The sequence below is a fragment of the Thermosynechococcus vestitus BP-1 genome, assembly GCF_000011345.1.
Taxonomy (GTDB): domain Bacteria; phylum Cyanobacteriota; class Cyanobacteriia; order Thermosynechococcales; family Thermosynechococcaceae; genus Thermosynechococcus; species Thermosynechococcus vestitus.
Window position 1 is genome coordinate 104,132 of sequence record NC_004113.1, and the last position, 15,858, is coordinate 119,989.

Consider the following 15,858-nt stretch of genomic DNA (forward strand, 5'->3'; position numbering starts at 1 on the left):
ACAACGCCGATGGATTATGCAACAAACTGTGCAAGTTTGCCAAAATGGCACAAAGTCCCCCTCTTGAGTGTTTGCATTCCCGCCTATAACCGCCCCCAAGGACTGGTGGCAGCAGTGCGCTCAGTGGTGGCAGCCTTGCCCCGTGAATACCACGATCAAGTGGAAATCGTCATTACCGATGATTCTGCTACGCGAACAGCCGTAGACGATTTGCTCGCTCCCTGGTCAGGCCACTGGCACTACCAGCACAATGCCCAACGCTTAGGCATGGTAGCCAACTGGAATACGAGTTTAGCCAAGGCCTGCGGGGAGTTTATCCTGCTGTTGCACGATGATGATTACCTCCTACCCCAAGGCATCACGACGATTCTAGCAACCCTCAGTCAGTACGGTAGCCAGTTTGATGTCTTTCTCTTTGGGGTGCATCTGGTAGATTCCCATCAGCGCTGTTTGCGACGGCAGATACCCCGCCGGCAGGAATGGCTCTCCCCGGCCCAAGCCCTTAGGCAATTGCTGCGTCATTCCTCCTTGGTGCGGTTTCCAGCCTTGATCTGGCGGCGATCGCTCCTCGATGCGGTCGGCTACTTTGATCCCACCTATGGCGAAGCCACAGACCTCTATCAGTGGCTACGATTCTTTGCCCAAAAGGGCGTTTACACGGTTCCCTGTGCCACCGCGGCCTACAGGATCCACGATCAAGCCCTGACGATGGGAATGTTCCAAGCCCAGACCTTGGCGACTCTAGGGCGGATTTTTGCAGCCGCCGCTGATTTATCTCTTCTCTCACCAGCGGAACTACGGCACTGCCAGTGTGACTTTTTTCACCAGTTTATCTTGGCGGGAACATGGCGATTTTTGCGCCGACGGCAGTGGCAACGGGCACAGGCAGTGTACCAGCTTTTTGATCTACCAGAGGTCATTGCCTTGGGGCGATCCCGCCGCTGGCAAGGCTTGCGTTGGCTTTTGGGGAGTTGGCTATGGCTACTGCAACAGCTGAGCTCCTAGGGGGGACCCCCACCCTCTACCGTTGGGCAGCCGGTCCCTAGGGCATGGTGAGCGTTGGTAGTCTGTTGCGGAGGGGTCTCAATCGTAACAACTCGTTATCCTTAGGTCCACTGCCAGAAAAGCAGCCTAAAATTAATTGGGTTACTGTGGATTCAATAATGCTTGGAGTCTATTCCTATGGCCACGGATTTTAATCGCGGCATTATGAAGTTTGATGGTGCCGACAGCCCGGCGATGATTGCGATTTCTGCGGTCTTGATTCTTGGCTTTATTGCAGGACTGATTTGGTGGGCACTCCACACCGCTTACGCCTAAAGGAGCGATCGCTCCAGGTGGATTGTGTGCTCGGTGAGAGCTTCAAAGGTTTCATCGTGGCTAATGACAAAAAGTTGATGAAAACTTTTGAGGTTGCTGAGGCTCTCGGCCAGTTGTTGGCGGCGCACCTGATCCATATTGGTGGTTGGCTCATCAAAAAAGGCAATGTCGGTGTTCACGAGTACCCGTAGCAGGGCGAGGCGCACCGCAAGGGCAGCACACATTTGCTCACCTCCTGAGAGGCTTTTGAAGGGCCGCCAGTAACCGCCTTCATTCACTTGAATTTCGTAGTCCGATGTCCATTGGAGTGCCACGTCAGGACGGTTGAGGAGCTCCCGCAGTAGGCGATCGGCTTCGGCAGAAACGGTGTGCAGATAGGCTTCACTGACCCGAGGACCGCTCCTCCTGAAAATGTTGCGGGCGGTCTCAATGAGATGGTGGTGGTTTCGCGCCGCTGCCAGATGTTGCAGTGTTGTTTCCTTGGCGGCGGCCACGTCATCAAGATGCTGGAGGGTGGCAAGGCAGTTTTGGTACTGCTTTTCCTTTTCGGGAATGGCACCAAGGCACCGTTGATACTCCCGCTCTAGGCTCTCGTAGCGATCGCGGACGGCTGCCAAAGCGGCTAAATCGACCCCCTGCGCCTGGGCTTTGTACTCTGCTTGAGCTTTGGCAAGGTCGCCTTTTAACGCATTGGCTTCTTGGGTTGCTGCCCTCAGGGCAGCTTCATAGGTCTCTACTTGGGCCGCCTGCTGCTGATGTTGAAGATAGGTATCATAGCTGGAACGTCCTCTAGCCAGTTCATCACTCAGCTGTTGCCGCCGCGCTTCGAGAGTGGCATAGTGGTGCCGTTCCCTATAGAGGGGAGTGAGGCGAGCTTGTAGGCTGGCCCGTTCGCTGCACAAACGCTCGTAGTCCGCTTCCAGTTGGGGGGCTGCTGCCTGCTGCTCCAGTAACAGTTGTCGCTGGGCATGGGGTTGACCAAGGTTGGCTCGTTCTTGACGTAATTTCTCCACTCGGCCTTCGAGATCAGCCAGTTCTTGGCTTAGGGGTTCTAGGGCTTGCTGGCGATCGCCCAACTGTCTAAGCTCTGTTTGCAAACGGCAGCGTTCCTCCTCAAGGGCTTGGGCGCGCAGGAGCGATCGCTCTGCTGCGGCAGCCAGGGCAATCTCAGCTTCTAACTCTTCTAACCTCTGGTTGAGGGCAGGAAGAGCTGCGGGATCGGTGAGGGTGTGTCGCAGTGCCGTGAGTTGATCCAAAAGCCAGTGATAGTTCTGCTGAAGCTGTTGGAGTGCCCCTAGCCCCTCTTGAATAGCGGCGGCAACGAGGGAAAATTGCTGAGCTGCCGTGAGGCCTGTAATGGCTGCCGTCACAAGGGCATCGCTGACCGCGGCTTGGCGTTGAGCTGTATTGAGAATGGGATCCAGGGTGGCGGCCAAAGCATGGGCGGCGGCGGCATGGTTGAGTTGGGCTTGGAGTTGCTCCCGTTGTGCTTGTTTAGCGCTCAGGGTGGCGGCTATGGGACGCTGTTGCTCTAGGGCCTGCACCTGTTGGTCAATTTCCTCAAGGCGGGTTTGCAGCGTTGCCGCCTGTTGCTTGAGGTGGCGCAATTCTTGGTCTGCCTGTTGGGCTTGCTGGTAACGTACCTCAAGGGGAGCAATCTCGGCGTCGAGGGCATCGGCATCGGCAATCTGGGGTTCTAGGGCCGCAAGTTGGCTAGCAATGGTGGCGATCGCTTGGCGTTGGCTTTCAATCCTGGCCAATTCGGTGGCTAGCTTTTGTTGCTGCTCCTCTAGTGTGCGAATCTTGTGCTCAAGGGTAGCCCGTTCCCGTAGTTGCTGCTCGAGTTCTTGGTAGCAAGCTTCCTGCTGACGATAGCGATCGTAGTCGGATTGCAATTGCTGGCAGCGGGCTTGACTTTCGCGGGCAGCGGTCAACTGGCGCTGGCGATCGCGACACAATTCCTCCTGCTGACGCAGTTGGGCTTCGAGGCGTTCGCAGGTTTGCTGAAGACGGTTCAGCGTTTCAACGGCAGCTTCGTATTCTTGTTTTTTAGCGGCCAAGGCCTGACATTCCTGTCGTAATTCCTCGCACCGCTGGCGATCGCGCTCTAGCTCCGCAGCCAAAGCGGTTGCCTGTTGTTCATACTGCGATCGCGTGGCCAGTTCCTGGTTCTGGAGAGCCAACTGACGCTCTAGGGATGCCACCTGCTCTTGGGAAAAATTCACGAGGGCAAGGGCATTGTCAAAGGCTTGACGATAATCACTCACCTGCAAAATGGGTTCAAAAATTTGGCGCCGCTGCGCTGGTGGTTTGAGAAAGTCCGCTGTCATCATTCCCTGGGGAATGCCAATGATCTGCTCAAAGAGATCCCTGAGGGGAAAGGCACTGCGGATACCGAGGTGTTCCTGCAACCAAGCGTGGACATCTTCACGCAAGGGCAGACCCAGTTCCCCCACCTGGGGGTCAACAATTGAGTAGCCCGTCTGCGTATTGCGGCGTACGATGTAGGAGCGACCATCGGCTGCGGAGATAAACTGGACGATGGCTTCGGCCCGCTGAGTGCCCCTGCGAATAATGGCTTTATGAAAGCCACTGCCATAGCCCGATCTGGCATCAAAGAGCACCCAAGCGATCGCTTCAAAAAGACTGGTTTTGCCTGCGCCATTCTCACCACAGATGACATTGACACCGGGCATAAACTCAAAGGTGCGATCGCGGTGGGTCTTAAAGTTTTTTAGGGTCAGGCGCTGAATTTCCACCGGATGTCTCCATCAGCAGGCGTTCAACGGGTAGACAACGATCCATATATTTACAAAAGTTTACTAGGGCTTAAGTCTTCTTGAAAAAGTTGCCATTGTCTGGGGATTTTCCTTAGGCTGGATCTCAGTCATCTATGGTAGGGATTGCTATTCCTAACTTTCTAAGAAAGTTCAGTCTCCGCACCCTCTGCCCCCAATCCTAGGTAGCTGCCACCCGCGGAAATGTTTGCTTTATCCAGCGTATTTCTAGTGCCTAGGGGGAGTGGCCTCCCACTTCTCTATTTTCCCAAGAGGCCGTTGAGTTGACAACTACAGCGTTCCACTGCGAGAGGATTTGACCTGTGGACTTATTACATAAGCAGATTCTGGTTCTGAGTAACAAAATTGATGCCCTCTACCAGATCGTGGAACAACTCAACCAAAAGGTTTCTAAGGCCTTAGAGGAAGGGCGGCTCAAACCGCTGCCGACCACCCCTGCGGAGCAGCCCCCCCTGCCAAAACCTCGCCCCTTGGTGAGTACCCCGGAGCACAAGGATATTCTTGTGGATGATGACTATGGCCAGGTGCGTCACCTCAGTGGCGATCGCCCCCTGAGTCCAGAGATTCAAATTCAACGGCTCACGGCGCAACTCACAGCCGCCTATAACCAAATTGCTGCCCTTGAAGAGCGGTTGCTTTCCCACCACCACGGCCACAGCCATTAAAGGCGCAACACTTAACCCCCAAGATGGGCGAGTACCTGCTGTCGCCATTGGGCGTTGCGGTGGCGATCGCTCCTAAATTCCAAAAGCCGTATCTTTGGCCAAGGGGTCTGGCGCAGCTGTGCCTCCACATCCGCCCAATCCTTGAGACAGTGGTAGGGAATGCCATAGGCAGCGGCAAGGTAACTAAAATCGACCTGCTGTGGGGTGGCAAAAAAGGCTTCAAAGGGCGGATCAAACTGGCGAATCGGCAAATGCTCAAAAATACCACCCCCCCTATTGTTGATCAGCAGCACGGTGAGACACCCTTGAAACTGGGGTGTGATCAGCCAGCCATTGGTATCGTGCAAGCAGGCTAAGTCGCCGGTGATCAACAGGGTCGGTTGACCGCGATGGGCAACCCCCAAGGCAGTGGACAGTGTGCCATCAATGCCGTTGGCGCCCCGATTAAAGTAAAAGCGATGGCGGCGATCGCTCCCCTGCCAGACACTCTCAACATCGCGCACGGGCATACTACTGGCAACAAAAATCGCCGTTTGCGATGGCAACCACTGGGGCAAATGGTAAATCAGCTTGACCTCAGAGAACCAATCAATGGCCTCAAATGTCCGCTTCAGTTGCTCCCGCACTCGTTGATCCTGGTCTTGCCAGTCCTTGAGGTAGGGGTTAGGGGGCAGGGGGTCGGGGGGGCAGTCCACTGCTTGGGGGGCGATCGCCAACATCTGACAGCGGCCATGGAGGGGATTGTTGTTATCACCCGTAGGGTCAAGGCACCAAATCAGCGGATCGCAGGCACTCAGCCACTCCCGCAGGGCTTTACTGGTGGGCAGCGGTCCCAGTTGAATCACCGCTTCAGGACGCAGATATTCCCGAAGGTGGGCATCTCGCAGCAGCAGATCGTAATGGCTAATCCCGTGGGGCAGTCCCCGCGCTGAGGAGAGGGCATCGGCAAGCACTGGCCACTGCAGAAAGCGACTCAGGCGATCAATCGCGGCAGCTTCCGCCAGAGGATCCACCCCATGACTGGGCCCCGCAATAATCAAGCCCCGCTGCATCTGCTGCCATGTTTGCCAAGGGAGAGAGGTGACAACCCGAGGCGGCACAAAGGGCTGCACCTGATCAAAGAAGCCTTTTGGAAGTTCCCCATGAAAATTGGCCTGAGAGCGTAGGTCAAGGGGATCCCGTAGAGGAATATTCAAATGTACTGGCCCCGGATCTGGCCAGAGGGCAGTTTGCCAGCTATGGCAGAGGGTTTGCCGTAGGTAGGGCAGCAGGGGGAGTTCCGGCAGGCTGAGTTCGCGATAGTGACGTACTGCATGACCATAGAGATGCACCTGATCAATGGCTTGCCCCGCTTGGCAAAAGCGCAATTCGGGGGGGCGATCGGCGCTCAGCACAATTAACGGCAAATGACTGAGGCTCGCTTCAATAATGGCCGGGTAGAAATTGGCAGCCGCAGTGCCTGAAGTGCACAGAAGGGCAACAGGTCGTCCCTGCTGTTGAACAAGGCCAAGGGCAAAAAACGCCGCCGAGCGTTCATCAAGAATTGGCAAAGCCTCAAGATGGGGATGGGCCGCCGCCGCGATCGCCAACGGTCCAGAACGCGATCCCGGCGAGAGAACCACTGTCCGCAGTCCCAAACGGTAGAGGGTTTCAAAGAGGACGCTGGCCCAGAGGACATTCAGATTTTCAGTGAGAATCATCAATCCCTCCAGAAGCGCTGTCCTAGCCTACGGGGCTGAGCCCTACGCCATAGAGTTCTAAATCCAGTTTGAAATTTAAGACCCTTAGAGAGCCCCTCAGCATCTCTGAAATGCCCTAGATAGTTTGGTTTTGGCGGTTTTGAGTCCTAAGCGGGCAGCGGGAATCGAACCCGCGTCTCTAGCTTGGAAGGCTAGGGTTTTACCATTAAACCATGCCCGCAGTCCCAAGGAATACTACATTAGCACGACCCTTGGGGCGATCGCAAAGGGCAATTCTAGGGAATCGTTGCCATCTTGACGTCGTTGCGATCCAAGATGCTTTGGAGTTCCTCAGCGTCGATTGTCTCTTTTTCAATGAGTACTTGGGCAATTTGGTCAAGGACGTGGCGATTGTTCACCAACACCTCTTTGGCGCGGCGATAGGCCTGCTCCACTAGGTTGCGCACTTCGTCATCAATGGTGGCAGCGGTTTCCTCAGAGAAGTCCCGTTCCGCCATAATGTCGCGGCCAAGGAAGACATTCCCCGTTTGCCGTCCCAAAGCCACAGGCCCTAGGCGATCGCTCATGCCAAAGCGGGTCACCATTTGCCGTGCCACCCGCGCCACCTGTTGCAGATCGTTTGAGGCCCCCGTTGTCACCTCATCCTCGCCAAAGACAATTTCCTCAGCAATGCGACCCCCAAGGGCAACGGCCATTTGGTTTTGTAGGTAGGCACGGCTGTAGAGACCCGAATCCATCTGATCTTCGTTGGGGGTAAACCAGGTCAGGCCCCCTGCCCGTCCCCGAGGAATGATGCTCACTTTTTGTACGGGATCGTAGTCTGGCATCAGGGCGCCCACAAGGGCATGACCCGCCTCATGGTAGGCGACTAACTTCTTGCGGCGATCGCTCATGACGCGGTCTTTTTTCTCCGGCCCCGCAAGCACGCGATCAATGGCATCGTTAATCTCATCCATTGAGATCTCAGTGAGGTTACGGCGGGCTGCAAGAATGGCCGCCTCATTGAGCAGGTTTGAGAGATCCGCACCCGTAAAGCCGGGCGTACGGCGGGCAATTTTATCGAGATCCACATCCTTAGCGAGGGTTTTGCCGCGGGCATGGACTTTGAGAATATCAAGGCGACCTTTGTAATCGGGGCGATCCACCACCACTTGACGGTCAAAACGACCGGGACGCAACAGTGCTGCATCCAAAACATCCGGACGGTTGGTTGCAGCAATAACAATGATGCCCGTATTCCCCTCAAAGCCATCCATTTCCGTCAGCAGCTGGTTGAGGGTTTGCTCCCGTTCATCATTGCCACCCCCCAGACCGGCACCGCGCTGGCGACCAACGGCATCAATCTCATCAATAAAAACGATACAGGGGGCATTGGCTTTGGCTTGTTCAAAGAGGTCGCGCACCCGTGAGGCCCCCACCCCAACGAACATTTCCACAAACTCAGAACCCGAAATTGAGAAGAAGGGAACACCGGCCTCACCGGCAACGGCACGGGCAAGGAGGGTTTTACCTGTTCCTGGCGGACCCACCAGCAAGACACCCTTGGGAATTTTGGCACCGACTTCCGTGAAGCGATCGGCATACTTAAGGAATTCCACCACTTCACCCAGTTCCAGCTTGGCCTGATCAATCCCGGCCACATCATTAAATGTCACTTGGGTTTGGGGTTCCATCTGTACCCGTGCCCGTGACTTACCGAAATTCATCGCTTGGTTGCCAGGACCCGCTTGGGCACGCCGCAACAGGAAAAAGAGCAGTACCAAGAGGCCAATGGGAACAAACAAGCTGCTGAGGGCGCGGAACCAGAAGCCATCATTGCTTTGGGGCAAAACAGCAATGTCCACATTGTTGGTTGTGAGAATGTCCAGGAGTTCAGGGTCATTGGGAAGATTAACCAGAACTCGCGTGCCATCTTGGGTAATTGCTTGAGCTTGAGAGCGGTCAGGGGTGATACTGACTTTGGTGATTTGCTTACTTTCGACCTGTTGGATGAACTCACTGTAGGGCCATGTTTGTTTGGTCGTGGGTTGGCGATCAAAGAAGGCCGTGGCCAAGGCCAGCACCACGATTGCCAGAAGTACGTATAAACCTGCGTTTCGCCATTGTTTATTCACCGATCGCCATCCTCCGCTAGGAAAAGTGAAAAGTCTTTACATAAGTTCATACTAACGCATTCTTTCGCAACCCTAGGTGGGCAGTCCCGTGGTTAAGATCATCAATATCCATGATAAGCCGTCAGAAAATGCTCGATTTAGACAGCTGCTACCGGGTACTGGAGTTGGAGCCGGGGGCAACCCTAGAGGAGGTTAACCGAGCTTATCGGGATTTGGTGTTTATTTGGCATCCCGATCGTATTCCCAAGGACAACACACGGCTCATCGAGAAGGCACAGGAAAAGATTAAGCAGTTTAATGAAGCACGGGATCAACTGCGACAGCACATTGCCCGACAGGGGAGGCAAACCTGCCAGCGAGCTGCTAGCCAGCGGCAAACCTATCGTGCTTCGCCCCCCCCGCCCTATCAGTCAAAGCCCTACACCTATCGCAGCTATCATGGACCCCGTGAGCCGCAGCAAGCGACACAGCACACCTATGGTCAACACCACAACCACACCTACAGCACCTATCAACGCCAACGGACTGCTGCCCCACCGCCCCCAGAGCCACCTCGCACGACGCCACCCCATAAGGATATGTCGGGGGTCAATTTACAGGGGGCAAACCTCAGTGAAAAGGACTTTGAAGGCCATAACCTCAGCCATGCCAATCTCAGCCATGCCGATCTCAGTGATGCCTTTTTGCATCGGGTGATTCTCCACCGCGCCAACCTGCGCCATGCCAATCTCTTCCGCGCCAATTTGCTGCAGGCGGATCTCAGCTATGCTGACCTCCAAGGGGCCAATCTCATTGGTGCTGACTTGAGTGGTGCCGATCTGCGGGGTGCCGATTTGCGGGGAGCAAAGATGAGTCAAGGCAATCGTCTGCTCGTCAAGCTAACCGGGGCCCGTCTCACGGGAGCCATTATGCCCGATGGACACGTCCACGCCTAAGCTTGGATCACACCCTTAGAACTGGGAATTTGCTGAGCGCGGCGCGGGTCAAGGGCGATCGCCATCCGCAGGGCACGGGCAAAGGCTTTGAATGTCGCTTCAATAATGTGGTGGGAGTTCATGCCGTCCAATTGGCGGATATGCAGCGTCATGCGGCTATGATTCACCAAAGCCACGAAAAATTCCCGCACCAGTTGCGTATCATAGGTGCCAACCCGCTGCGTCGGAATCTGTAACCCATAGTTAAGGTGGGGACGTCCCGAAAAATCTAGGGCAACTTCCACTAAGCTTTCATCGAGGGGCGCAACAAAGTGGCCAAAACGCTGAATTCCCCGGCGATCGCCCAAGGCTTGATCCAAAGCCATGCCTAGGGTAATGCCCACATCCTCATTGGTGTGGTGGTCGTCAATATGGGTATCTCCACTGGCTTGCACCCGCAAATCCACCAGGCCATGGGCGCAAAGCTGGTCCAGCATGTGATTCAAGAAAGGAATCCCCGTGTGATTGTCCGCTAGACCATTGCCATCAAGGGTGAGTTCAACGTGAACCTTGGTTTCTTTGGTTTGGCGATCCACCGTAGCTTGGCGCAACGGAGGTGCGTGGCCATTACTGAGGAGAGAATCATTCATTCATCTTTACCTCCGAGAGACCCCTTCCTTTAGGGAGGGGAGGGATAGGAGCGATAGTCTGTGACTGCCAAGTATAGTTGTGTTACTCACAGAATAATCGCTATAATGCGAGGCGTGGAAAAGGCTTTCAGTTACCGCTTCTACCCAACAACTGAGCAGGAATCCCTGCTTCGGAAAACATTGGGCTGTGTTCGGTTGGTTTATAATCGAGCGCTGGCAGCGAGAACAGAAGCCTGGTATGAACGAAAAGAGAGACTTGACTATGTTCAAACCTCTGCCTTGCTTACTCAGTGGAAGAAGCAAGATGACCTTCAGTTTTTGAATGAGGTTAGCTGTGTTCCCTTGCAGCAGGCATTGAGACATCTGCAATCTGCTTTCACTAACTTTTTTGCAGGTCGGGCAAAATATCCCAACTTCAAAAAGAAACGCAATGGCGGTAGCGCAGAATTCACCAAGTCTGCTTTTAGGTGGAAAGACGGAAAAGTATTCTTGGCAAAGTGCAACGAACCGCTGAATATTCCCTGGTCGAGACGGCTTCCAGATGGTGTTGAACCATCCACGGTGACCATCAGGCTTAACCCTGCTGGACAGTGGTACATCAGTCTGAGGTTTGATGACCCCAGAGAGTTGACACTGCAGCCCGTCGACCCGTCGGTTGGTTTGGACGTAGGGATGAGCAGTCTCATTACCCTGAGTACAGGGGAAAAGATTGCCAACCCCAAGCACTTTAACCGCTACTACAAACGACTCCGTAAGGCGCAGCGGTCTTTGAGTCGCAAACAAAAAGGCTCTCGCAATTGGGATAAGGCGCGGTTGAAAGTTGCCAAGATTCACCAGAAAATCTCTGATTCCAGAAAAGACCATTTGCACCAGTTGACGACTCGATTGATACGTGAAAACCAAACGATCATAATCGAGTCGTTGGCTGTGAAAAACATGGTCAAGAACCGTCAGCTTGCCCGATCCATCAGTGATGCTGGATGGGGCGAACTGGTACGGCAATTGGAATACAAAGCCCAGTGGTATGGTCGGACACTGGTGAAGATTGACCGATGGTTTCCCAGTTCTAAACGCTGTGGACAGTGTGGTCACATTGTTGAGTGGTTGCCATTGAGTGTCCGAGAATGGGACTGTCCTAAGTGTGGGGCGCACCATGACCGGGATATAAATGCCGCTGGGAATATTTTGGCCGTGGGACACACGGTTACAGTCTGTGGAGCGGGTGTAAGACCTGATAGGCATACGTCTGGAGGGCAACTGCGAAGAAACAGAAAGTCTCAAAAGTGATTTTGGGAATCCCCCTGCTTTAGCGGGGGGAGGATGTCAAGAAGAGTTACTGACGCGGTTGGGAATTAGTCGAGCTGGCTGGCGCTGAGGTCGGCTCAGGTGTTGCCGAAGGAGTTGCCCCCGTACGCGGAAAGGGCACATCCACAAAACCTAATTCTAGCAATTGCTGATAGGCCTTTTGTCCCAGTTCACGGGTGGGGTTTTGGCTGCGGATAATTTCCACGAAAAGGGGCACTGCAAGCTCGGGTTGATTATTGGCGCGATAGACCAAAGCGAGCTGAAAAGTGGCTTGATCGCGCAGTTGGGCTGCTTCTAGGGCACGGCGACGGTTACTGTCTGCCGCAGTATTATCAATTCCCAAAAAGCTGGAGTTGAGGGACTGGTAAAAGTTCGAGAGTTGGTTCATCACCGTACGGGCTTCCAGTAGCTTGCGAGCGGCGAGGACATAATTTTGACTGTTGACTGCGGCGGCAGCCTCATCCATCAAGCGCTTGCCCCCTTCCAGGGTATAGATGGAGGAGCTGGGTGGGGGTGTGGGATTCACAATCTGGACATTGGGGCTACCAGACTGATTCTGAGCAAAGACCGACCGAGGGAGTACCCCCAAAAGTAGCACCCCAAGGAGCAGGGATGATCTTGACCAATGAGCAAATGTATTCAGAGGCATGGTGTAAAGCCTTTACTAAGATAGAGGCAGTCCAGCGGACAATCAACATGGCGTATCTTATCACCAAGTAATGACAGCCCGTGCAGGATCATAAGTTCCAATTTTCCTCAACCCTAGGGCCGTGGCCATGGTAAATCCCACCCCTGAGGGGACAACTGTCCATGATGCCATTCGGGAACGGCGCCGCCAATTGCAAACTAAACGCCGCTGGCGCCAAGTGGCAGGGCTTTGGCGTACCAGTGTTCTCTTGACCCTAACGGGGGGGCTAGTCTGGGGACTGACGCTGCCGTACTGGATCATCCGCGGCCCTGAGCAAGTGCTAATTCGTGGCAATCAACTGCTGAAGACGGAAGCGTTGCAGGCACAATTGCCCCTTCAGTATCCTGAGTCGCTGCTCCGTTTGCGGCCACAGGAGATCATTCATGTCCTAGAAACCACGCTGCCTCTGCAACGGGTGACGATCGCCCGCCAGCTTTTTCCGCCGACCCTGATTGTTGAAGTTCAAGAACGCAAGCCTGTCGCCGTCGCCACCTGTAATCAATGCTGGGTGATCAGTGAAACGGGTCAGCTTCAAGGGCCTGCCAGTCGCTGGTTGGTGGATGGCCTCGGATTTGTCGCACCGCTGAGTAGTTATCAAGCCAGTGCCGTGAAGCCCATGCCAACCCTCCAGTTGCAGGGGTATTTTGTACCGGTCAAGGAGGCGCCGCGTCCGCAAACCGTGGCGGTGGATGGCGATCGCCAGCAGCAGTGGCAGCAGATTTACCGAATTCTCCAGCAGCAGGATTTACCCATTACGGGCTTAGATTGGCGCAATGAACAGAATCTTGTGGTCCAAACTCCCCTCGCGCCGGTTCACCTTGGGGTAGTGCAGTGGAATAGTCCTACCTTCAATAAACAACTCAGTGCTTTGGCCCGTCTCAAGCAGTTGCCGCAGTATTTAGATCCTCGGCAAGTGATCTTTATTGACTTGGCAAACCCCGATGAACCCTTGGTGCAACTGCGGCAACCACCACCACAGCAGCCGCTTGCCCGCAGCCATTAACCCCAGCAATGAAGGGTCACTAGCACAGCATAATAGAGAGGTTAGCTTGGAGTGGCTGGTCAATGAAACCCCTGAAGTTCGGCACCGTATTGCCACTATTTCTGCAACGGTTGGTGATCGTGCTCAGTGCGCTTCTGCTGGTGAGTTGCGCGTCACTCTCCTCAGTGGCTGACACGAGTTCAATTCCAGGAGCACAAAGCCCAACCCCTATGGCCAATTTACCTCGACTCAATGGCGATGCAACGGTCGTACTGACGGTTAACGATCGCCCAATTACGATTCAAGTGAAGGGGGATGCCGCCCCGATTACTGCTGGCAACTTCGTGGATTTAGTGAATCGCGGGGTCTATGATGGCACTATTTTTCACCGCGTTGTCCGTGAACCCCGACCCTTTGTGGTTCAAGGGGGAGATCCCCAAACTAAAGACCCCAAGGTGTCGCCGCAACTTTACGGTACGGGTTCATTTATTGACCCAGCAACGAATCGCCCCCGCTATATTCCCCTAGAAATTCTTGGTCAGGGCAGTGACACCCCCACCTATAGCCAAGCGGGCAAGGTCTCACCCGTCCTGAATCACAGGCGCGGTGCGGTGGCCATGGCGCGATCACAACTACCGGATTCGGCCTCCGCCCAATTTTACATTGCCCTCGATCAACTGGATTTTCTAGATGGGAATTACGCCGTTTTCGGCTATGTCACCGATGGTATGGACGTGGTGGACACGATCCAACAGGGCGATCGCCTGCAATCCGCTAAGGTTGTGGCCGGTTTGGAAAATTTACAGCAGCCATAGCACAACGGCGGCGAAAGCGTTGCCGCAGGGTGGGTAACAGCCGCAAACACAGGGCATAGGTGAGGAGGCCGGCAATGACGCCCACCCAAACACTACCAAAAATCAGAATCATTGCCATTTGCCCCCCTTGTTCGAGGAGCTTTTCCCAAGATTGCCATTCACCAAAAGATAGGGAAGGCTGCCCCATCAGCCACCAGCCCACCTGAAAGTTAAACCAAAACAAAGGCACATAGGTGAGAGGGTTGCTCACCCAAGTGGCAAGGGCAGCCAAGGGCTTATTTCCCCGCACTAGGAGGGCTACTGTAACGGCAATAACCATCTGACCGCCAAAGAGGGGGAGCATGCCAGCAAAGACCCCTGCCCCGAGACCACGGGCAATACTCTCAGTACTGCTGCGGGAGCGCATTAGGCGCAAATAGTGATAGCGGAGCGATCGTCGCCAAGAATGAAGCCAACGGAGCTGTCGAGAAGGCTGAGGAAAAGACAACCGCATCATAGGTGAGCTTTGAGAGGGTTTAAGGGTTGGCAAAATAGGGAAATGTATGGTCTTTGCTTAGCAGTTTGACATAACTTGCTTAGGAACTGCTAGGGGTCGCATCCTTGGGCTTGCCCAGCCCCAGCGCCAAAAAGCCAAGGGCGATCGCCATCATCACACTGCTTTGCCAAGCGGGTGCCACCCCACCCCAGCGATCAAAGGCCCACCCTGCCCATGCAGGGCCAGCAATTCCCGCCACACTTTGGAGGGATTGGCTAGCGCCAAGAATTTTTCCCTGATCTTGATCCCGCACCCGATTGGAGATCACCCCCCGCAGCGAGGGTAACATGATGCCGACACCAAAGGCCAAACCGATCACACACGCGTAGAGTAAAGGCACACTCAAGCTGCCCACAGTGGGAACGGCGGCAATCCCCAATAGGGCCAAGGCCACCAGGAGCAGCCCCCCCAAGCTCAAGCACTGCTCGCCAAACCGGGGAATCAAGGATCGAATCAAACCCGCCTGCACAATCGTACTAACAACGCCAATCATCACAAAAATGATCCCGGCTTCGGCGGGTCCCCAACTCAATTGGCGCTTCAAAAAGAGGACGAAAATACTGGTAAACCCCGCAAAGGCAAAGTTGAAGATAAAAAAGGCCATTAGTAAGGCTTGCAGTGTGCGTTGATTGAATAGCGCCAACCACTGCTGCTGCGAGGCAAAACTCTTTAGGGTCAGGGGCGATCGCTGGCCGGCCGGCAATGACTCCGGCAGGATAAAGTAGGCCAAAACCACATTCACCAGTGCCAAAACAGCGGCAAACCAAATCGGCAACTTCAGATCAATGGCCGCTAGGCTGCCGCCAATGGCTGGCCCAAAAATGAAGCCAATCCCAAAAGCCGCCCCTGTTAAACCAAAGTTCTTAGCCCGATTTGCCGGCGCTGAGGTATCGGCAATATAGGCCTGAGCTGTTGAAACCACGCCCCCCGTGAGGCCATCAATAATCCGCGAGACAAAGAGCAACCATGGCGCTGTGGCGACAGCAAAGAGAATGTAAGACACAGCAGTGCCGGCAATGCAAATCAGCAACACCGGGCGACGCCCCCAGTGATCCGAGAGGGCACCCAGTAGGGGAGCAGCAATCAACTGAGCAGCGGCGAAAGCAGAAAATAACAGGGTCAGGCTGAACGCATCAAAGTTAAATCGCTCTACGAAGAAGGGCAAAATGGGGAAAATCAGACTCTCACCCAAGCGGTCGATGACAATTGTGAGCAAAACAATGAATAATGGTGAGCGTAGGTTGATGCCCATTGATTCTGATCCGTCCTCAACTGCGATGGATGCCTGCCCTGTAGAGTTTTGGCCCTGAGAAAAAGGCAGTACAATAGAACACTACAAGTTAACACAATACAGCCCTTTTCCCATCGATCG

Annotated in this window: 14 protein-coding genes and 1 tRNA gene; 7 read left to right on the plus strand and 8 right to left on the minus strand. The window is 54.5% G+C overall.

Annotated features, from left to right (window positions below; translation table 11 throughout):
- Positions 1-9: 9 nt before the first annotated feature.
- Positions 10-1,005, plus strand: a complete 996-nt coding sequence (locus tag TLL_RS00625) for a glycosyltransferase family 2 protein (protein ID WP_011055982.1) — start codon at positions 10-12, stop codon at positions 1,003-1,005.
- 177 nt (positions 1,006-1,182) lie between these two features.
- Positions 1,183-1,320: a hypothetical protein gene (locus TLL_RS12610; protein ID WP_165442170.1), complete on the plus strand. Its 138-nt coding sequence runs from the start codon at positions 1,183-1,185 to the stop codon at positions 1,318-1,320.
- Here TLL_RS12610 and TLL_RS00630 read toward each other — a convergent pair.
- Positions 1,317-4,079, minus strand: coding sequence for an AAA family ATPase (locus tag TLL_RS00630; protein WP_011055983.1), 2,763 nt, complete (start codon positions 4,077-4,079; stop codon positions 1,317-1,319). The genes TLL_RS12610 and TLL_RS00630 overlap by 4 nt on opposite strands.
- 341 nt (positions 4,080-4,420) lie before the next feature.
- On the opposite strand from TLL_RS00630, the gene TLL_RS00635 reads away from it, so the two are divergent.
- Positions 4,421-4,783, plus strand: a complete 363-nt coding sequence (locus TLL_RS00635) for a hypothetical protein (protein WP_011055984.1) — start codon at positions 4,421-4,423, stop codon at positions 4,781-4,783.
- An 11-nt stretch (positions 4,784-4,794) separates the two neighbouring features.
- On the opposite strand, the gene menD is transcribed toward TLL_RS00635, so the two are convergent.
- The 3 genes from menD to ftsH3 all read right to left on the minus strand — a co-directional run bounded on the left by menD (position 4,795) and on the right by ftsH3 (position 8,597).
- Positions 4,795-6,483: a 2-succinyl-5-enolpyruvyl-6-hydroxy-3-cyclohexene-1-carboxylic-acid synthase gene (gene menD / locus TLL_RS00640; protein WP_011055985.1), complete on the minus strand. Its 1,689-nt coding sequence runs from the start codon at positions 6,481-6,483 to the stop codon at positions 4,795-4,797.
- A 149-nt stretch (positions 6,484-6,632) separates the two neighbouring features.
- Positions 6,633-6,703: transfer RNA gene (locus TLL_RS00645), tRNA-Gly, on the minus strand.
- Positions 6,704-6,758: 55 nt separating this feature from the next.
- Positions 6,759-8,597, minus strand: a complete 1,839-nt coding sequence (ftsH3, locus tag TLL_RS00650) for an ATP-dependent zinc metalloprotease FtsH3 (protein ID WP_011055986.1) — start codon at positions 8,595-8,597, stop codon at positions 6,759-6,761.
- A 128-nt stretch (positions 8,598-8,725) separates the two neighbouring features.
- Here ftsH3 and TLL_RS00655 point away from each other — a divergent pair, with 128 nt between their 5' ends.
- Positions 8,726-9,532 carry a pentapeptide repeat-containing protein gene (locus tag TLL_RS00655; protein ID WP_164920643.1) on the plus strand — a complete coding sequence of 269 codons (807 nt, stop codon included), beginning with the start codon at positions 8,726-8,728 and terminating at the stop codon, positions 9,530-9,532.
- Here TLL_RS00655 and hisB read toward each other — a convergent pair.
- Positions 9,529-10,161: an imidazoleglycerol-phosphate dehydratase HisB gene (hisB, locus tag TLL_RS00660; protein WP_011055988.1), complete on the minus strand. Its 633-nt coding sequence runs from the start codon at positions 10,159-10,161 to the stop codon at positions 9,529-9,531. The genes TLL_RS00655 and hisB overlap by 4 nt on opposite strands.
- Before the next feature lie 114 nt (positions 10,162-10,275).
- Between hisB and TLL_RS00665 the strand changes: the two genes are divergently transcribed.
- Positions 10,276-11,448 (plus strand): RNA-guided endonuclease InsQ/TnpB family protein, encoded by a 1,173-nt coding sequence (locus TLL_RS00665; protein ID WP_164920644.1) that lies wholly within the window; start codon positions 10,276-10,278, stop codon positions 11,446-11,448.
- 46 nt (positions 11,449-11,494) lie between these two features.
- On the opposite strand, the gene TLL_RS00670 is transcribed toward TLL_RS00665, so the two are convergent.
- Positions 11,495-12,115 carry a hypothetical protein gene (locus TLL_RS00670; protein WP_011055990.1) on the minus strand — a complete coding sequence of 207 codons (621 nt, stop codon included), beginning with the start codon at positions 12,113-12,115 and terminating at the stop codon, positions 11,495-11,497.
- Positions 12,116-12,242: 127 nt separating this feature from the next.
- On the opposite strand from TLL_RS00670, the gene TLL_RS00675 reads away from it, so the two are divergent.
- Together TLL_RS00675 and TLL_RS00680 are read left to right on the plus strand one after the other, a co-directional pair.
- Complete coding sequence (locus TLL_RS00675; RefSeq protein ID WP_164920645.1) at positions 12,243-13,157, plus strand: cell division protein FtsQ/DivIB; 915 nt, start codon at positions 12,243-12,245, stop codon at positions 13,155-13,157.
- 62 nt (positions 13,158-13,219) lie between these two features.
- Positions 13,220-13,951, plus strand: a complete 732-nt coding sequence (locus TLL_RS00680; protein ID WP_011055992.1) for a peptidylprolyl isomerase — start codon at positions 13,220-13,222, stop codon at positions 13,949-13,951.
- Here the strand turns inward: TLL_RS00680 and TLL_RS00685 are convergent.
- Both TLL_RS00685 and TLL_RS00690 read right to left on the minus strand, forming a co-directional pair.
- The gene (locus tag TLL_RS00685) at positions 13,911-14,447 is read right to left on the minus strand and encodes a DUF2062 domain-containing protein (protein ID WP_011055993.1); all 537 of its coding nucleotides are present in this window, start codon (positions 14,445-14,447) and stop codon (positions 13,911-13,913) included. The two genes, TLL_RS00680 and TLL_RS00685, sit on opposite strands and share 41 nt — an antisense overlap.
- 79 nt (positions 14,448-14,526) lie before the next feature.
- Positions 14,527-15,738, minus strand: a complete 1,212-nt coding sequence (locus TLL_RS00690; protein WP_011055994.1) for an MFS transporter — start codon at positions 15,736-15,738, stop codon at positions 14,527-14,529.
- Positions 15,739-15,858: the final 120 nt, after the last annotated feature.

What these genes read in the sequence shown, in the direction of transcription:
- TLL_RS00690 (WP_011055994.1), bottom strand. Translation starts at nt 15,738, where the DNA reads ATGGGCATCAACCTACGCTCACCATTATTCATTGTTTTGCTCACAATT.
- TLL_RS00625 (WP_011055982.1), top strand. Translation starts at nt 10, where the DNA reads ATGGATTATGCAACAAACTGTGCAAGTTTGCCAAAATGGCACAAAGTC.
- menD (WP_011055985.1), bottom strand. Translation starts at nt 6,483, where the DNA reads ATGATTCTCACTGAAAATCTGAATGTCCTCTGGGCCAGCGTCCTCTTT.
- TLL_RS00680 (WP_011055992.1), top strand. Translation starts at nt 13,220, where the DNA reads ATGAAACCCCTGAAGTTCGGCACCGTATTGCCACTATTTCTGCAACGG.
- TLL_RS12610 (WP_165442170.1), top strand. Translation starts at nt 1,183, where the DNA reads ATGGCCACGGATTTTAATCGCGGCATTATGAAGTTTGATGGTGCCGAC.
- TLL_RS00675 (WP_164920645.1), top strand. Translation starts at nt 12,243, where the DNA reads ATGGTAAATCCCACCCCTGAGGGGACAACTGTCCATGATGCCATTCGG.
- hisB (WP_011055988.1), bottom strand. Translation starts at nt 10,161, where the DNA reads ATGAATGATTCTCTCCTCAGTAATGGCCACGCACCTCCGTTGCGCCAA.
- TLL_RS00685 (WP_011055993.1), bottom strand. Translation starts at nt 14,447, where the DNA reads ATGATGCGGTTGTCTTTTCCTCAGCCTTCTCGACAGCTCCGTTGGCTT.
- TLL_RS00670 (WP_011055990.1), bottom strand. Translation starts at nt 12,115, where the DNA reads ATGCCTCTGAATACATTTGCTCATTGGTCAAGATCATCCCTGCTCCTT.
- TLL_RS00655 (WP_164920643.1), top strand. Translation starts at nt 8,726, where the DNA reads ATGCTCGATTTAGACAGCTGCTACCGGGTACTGGAGTTGGAGCCGGGG.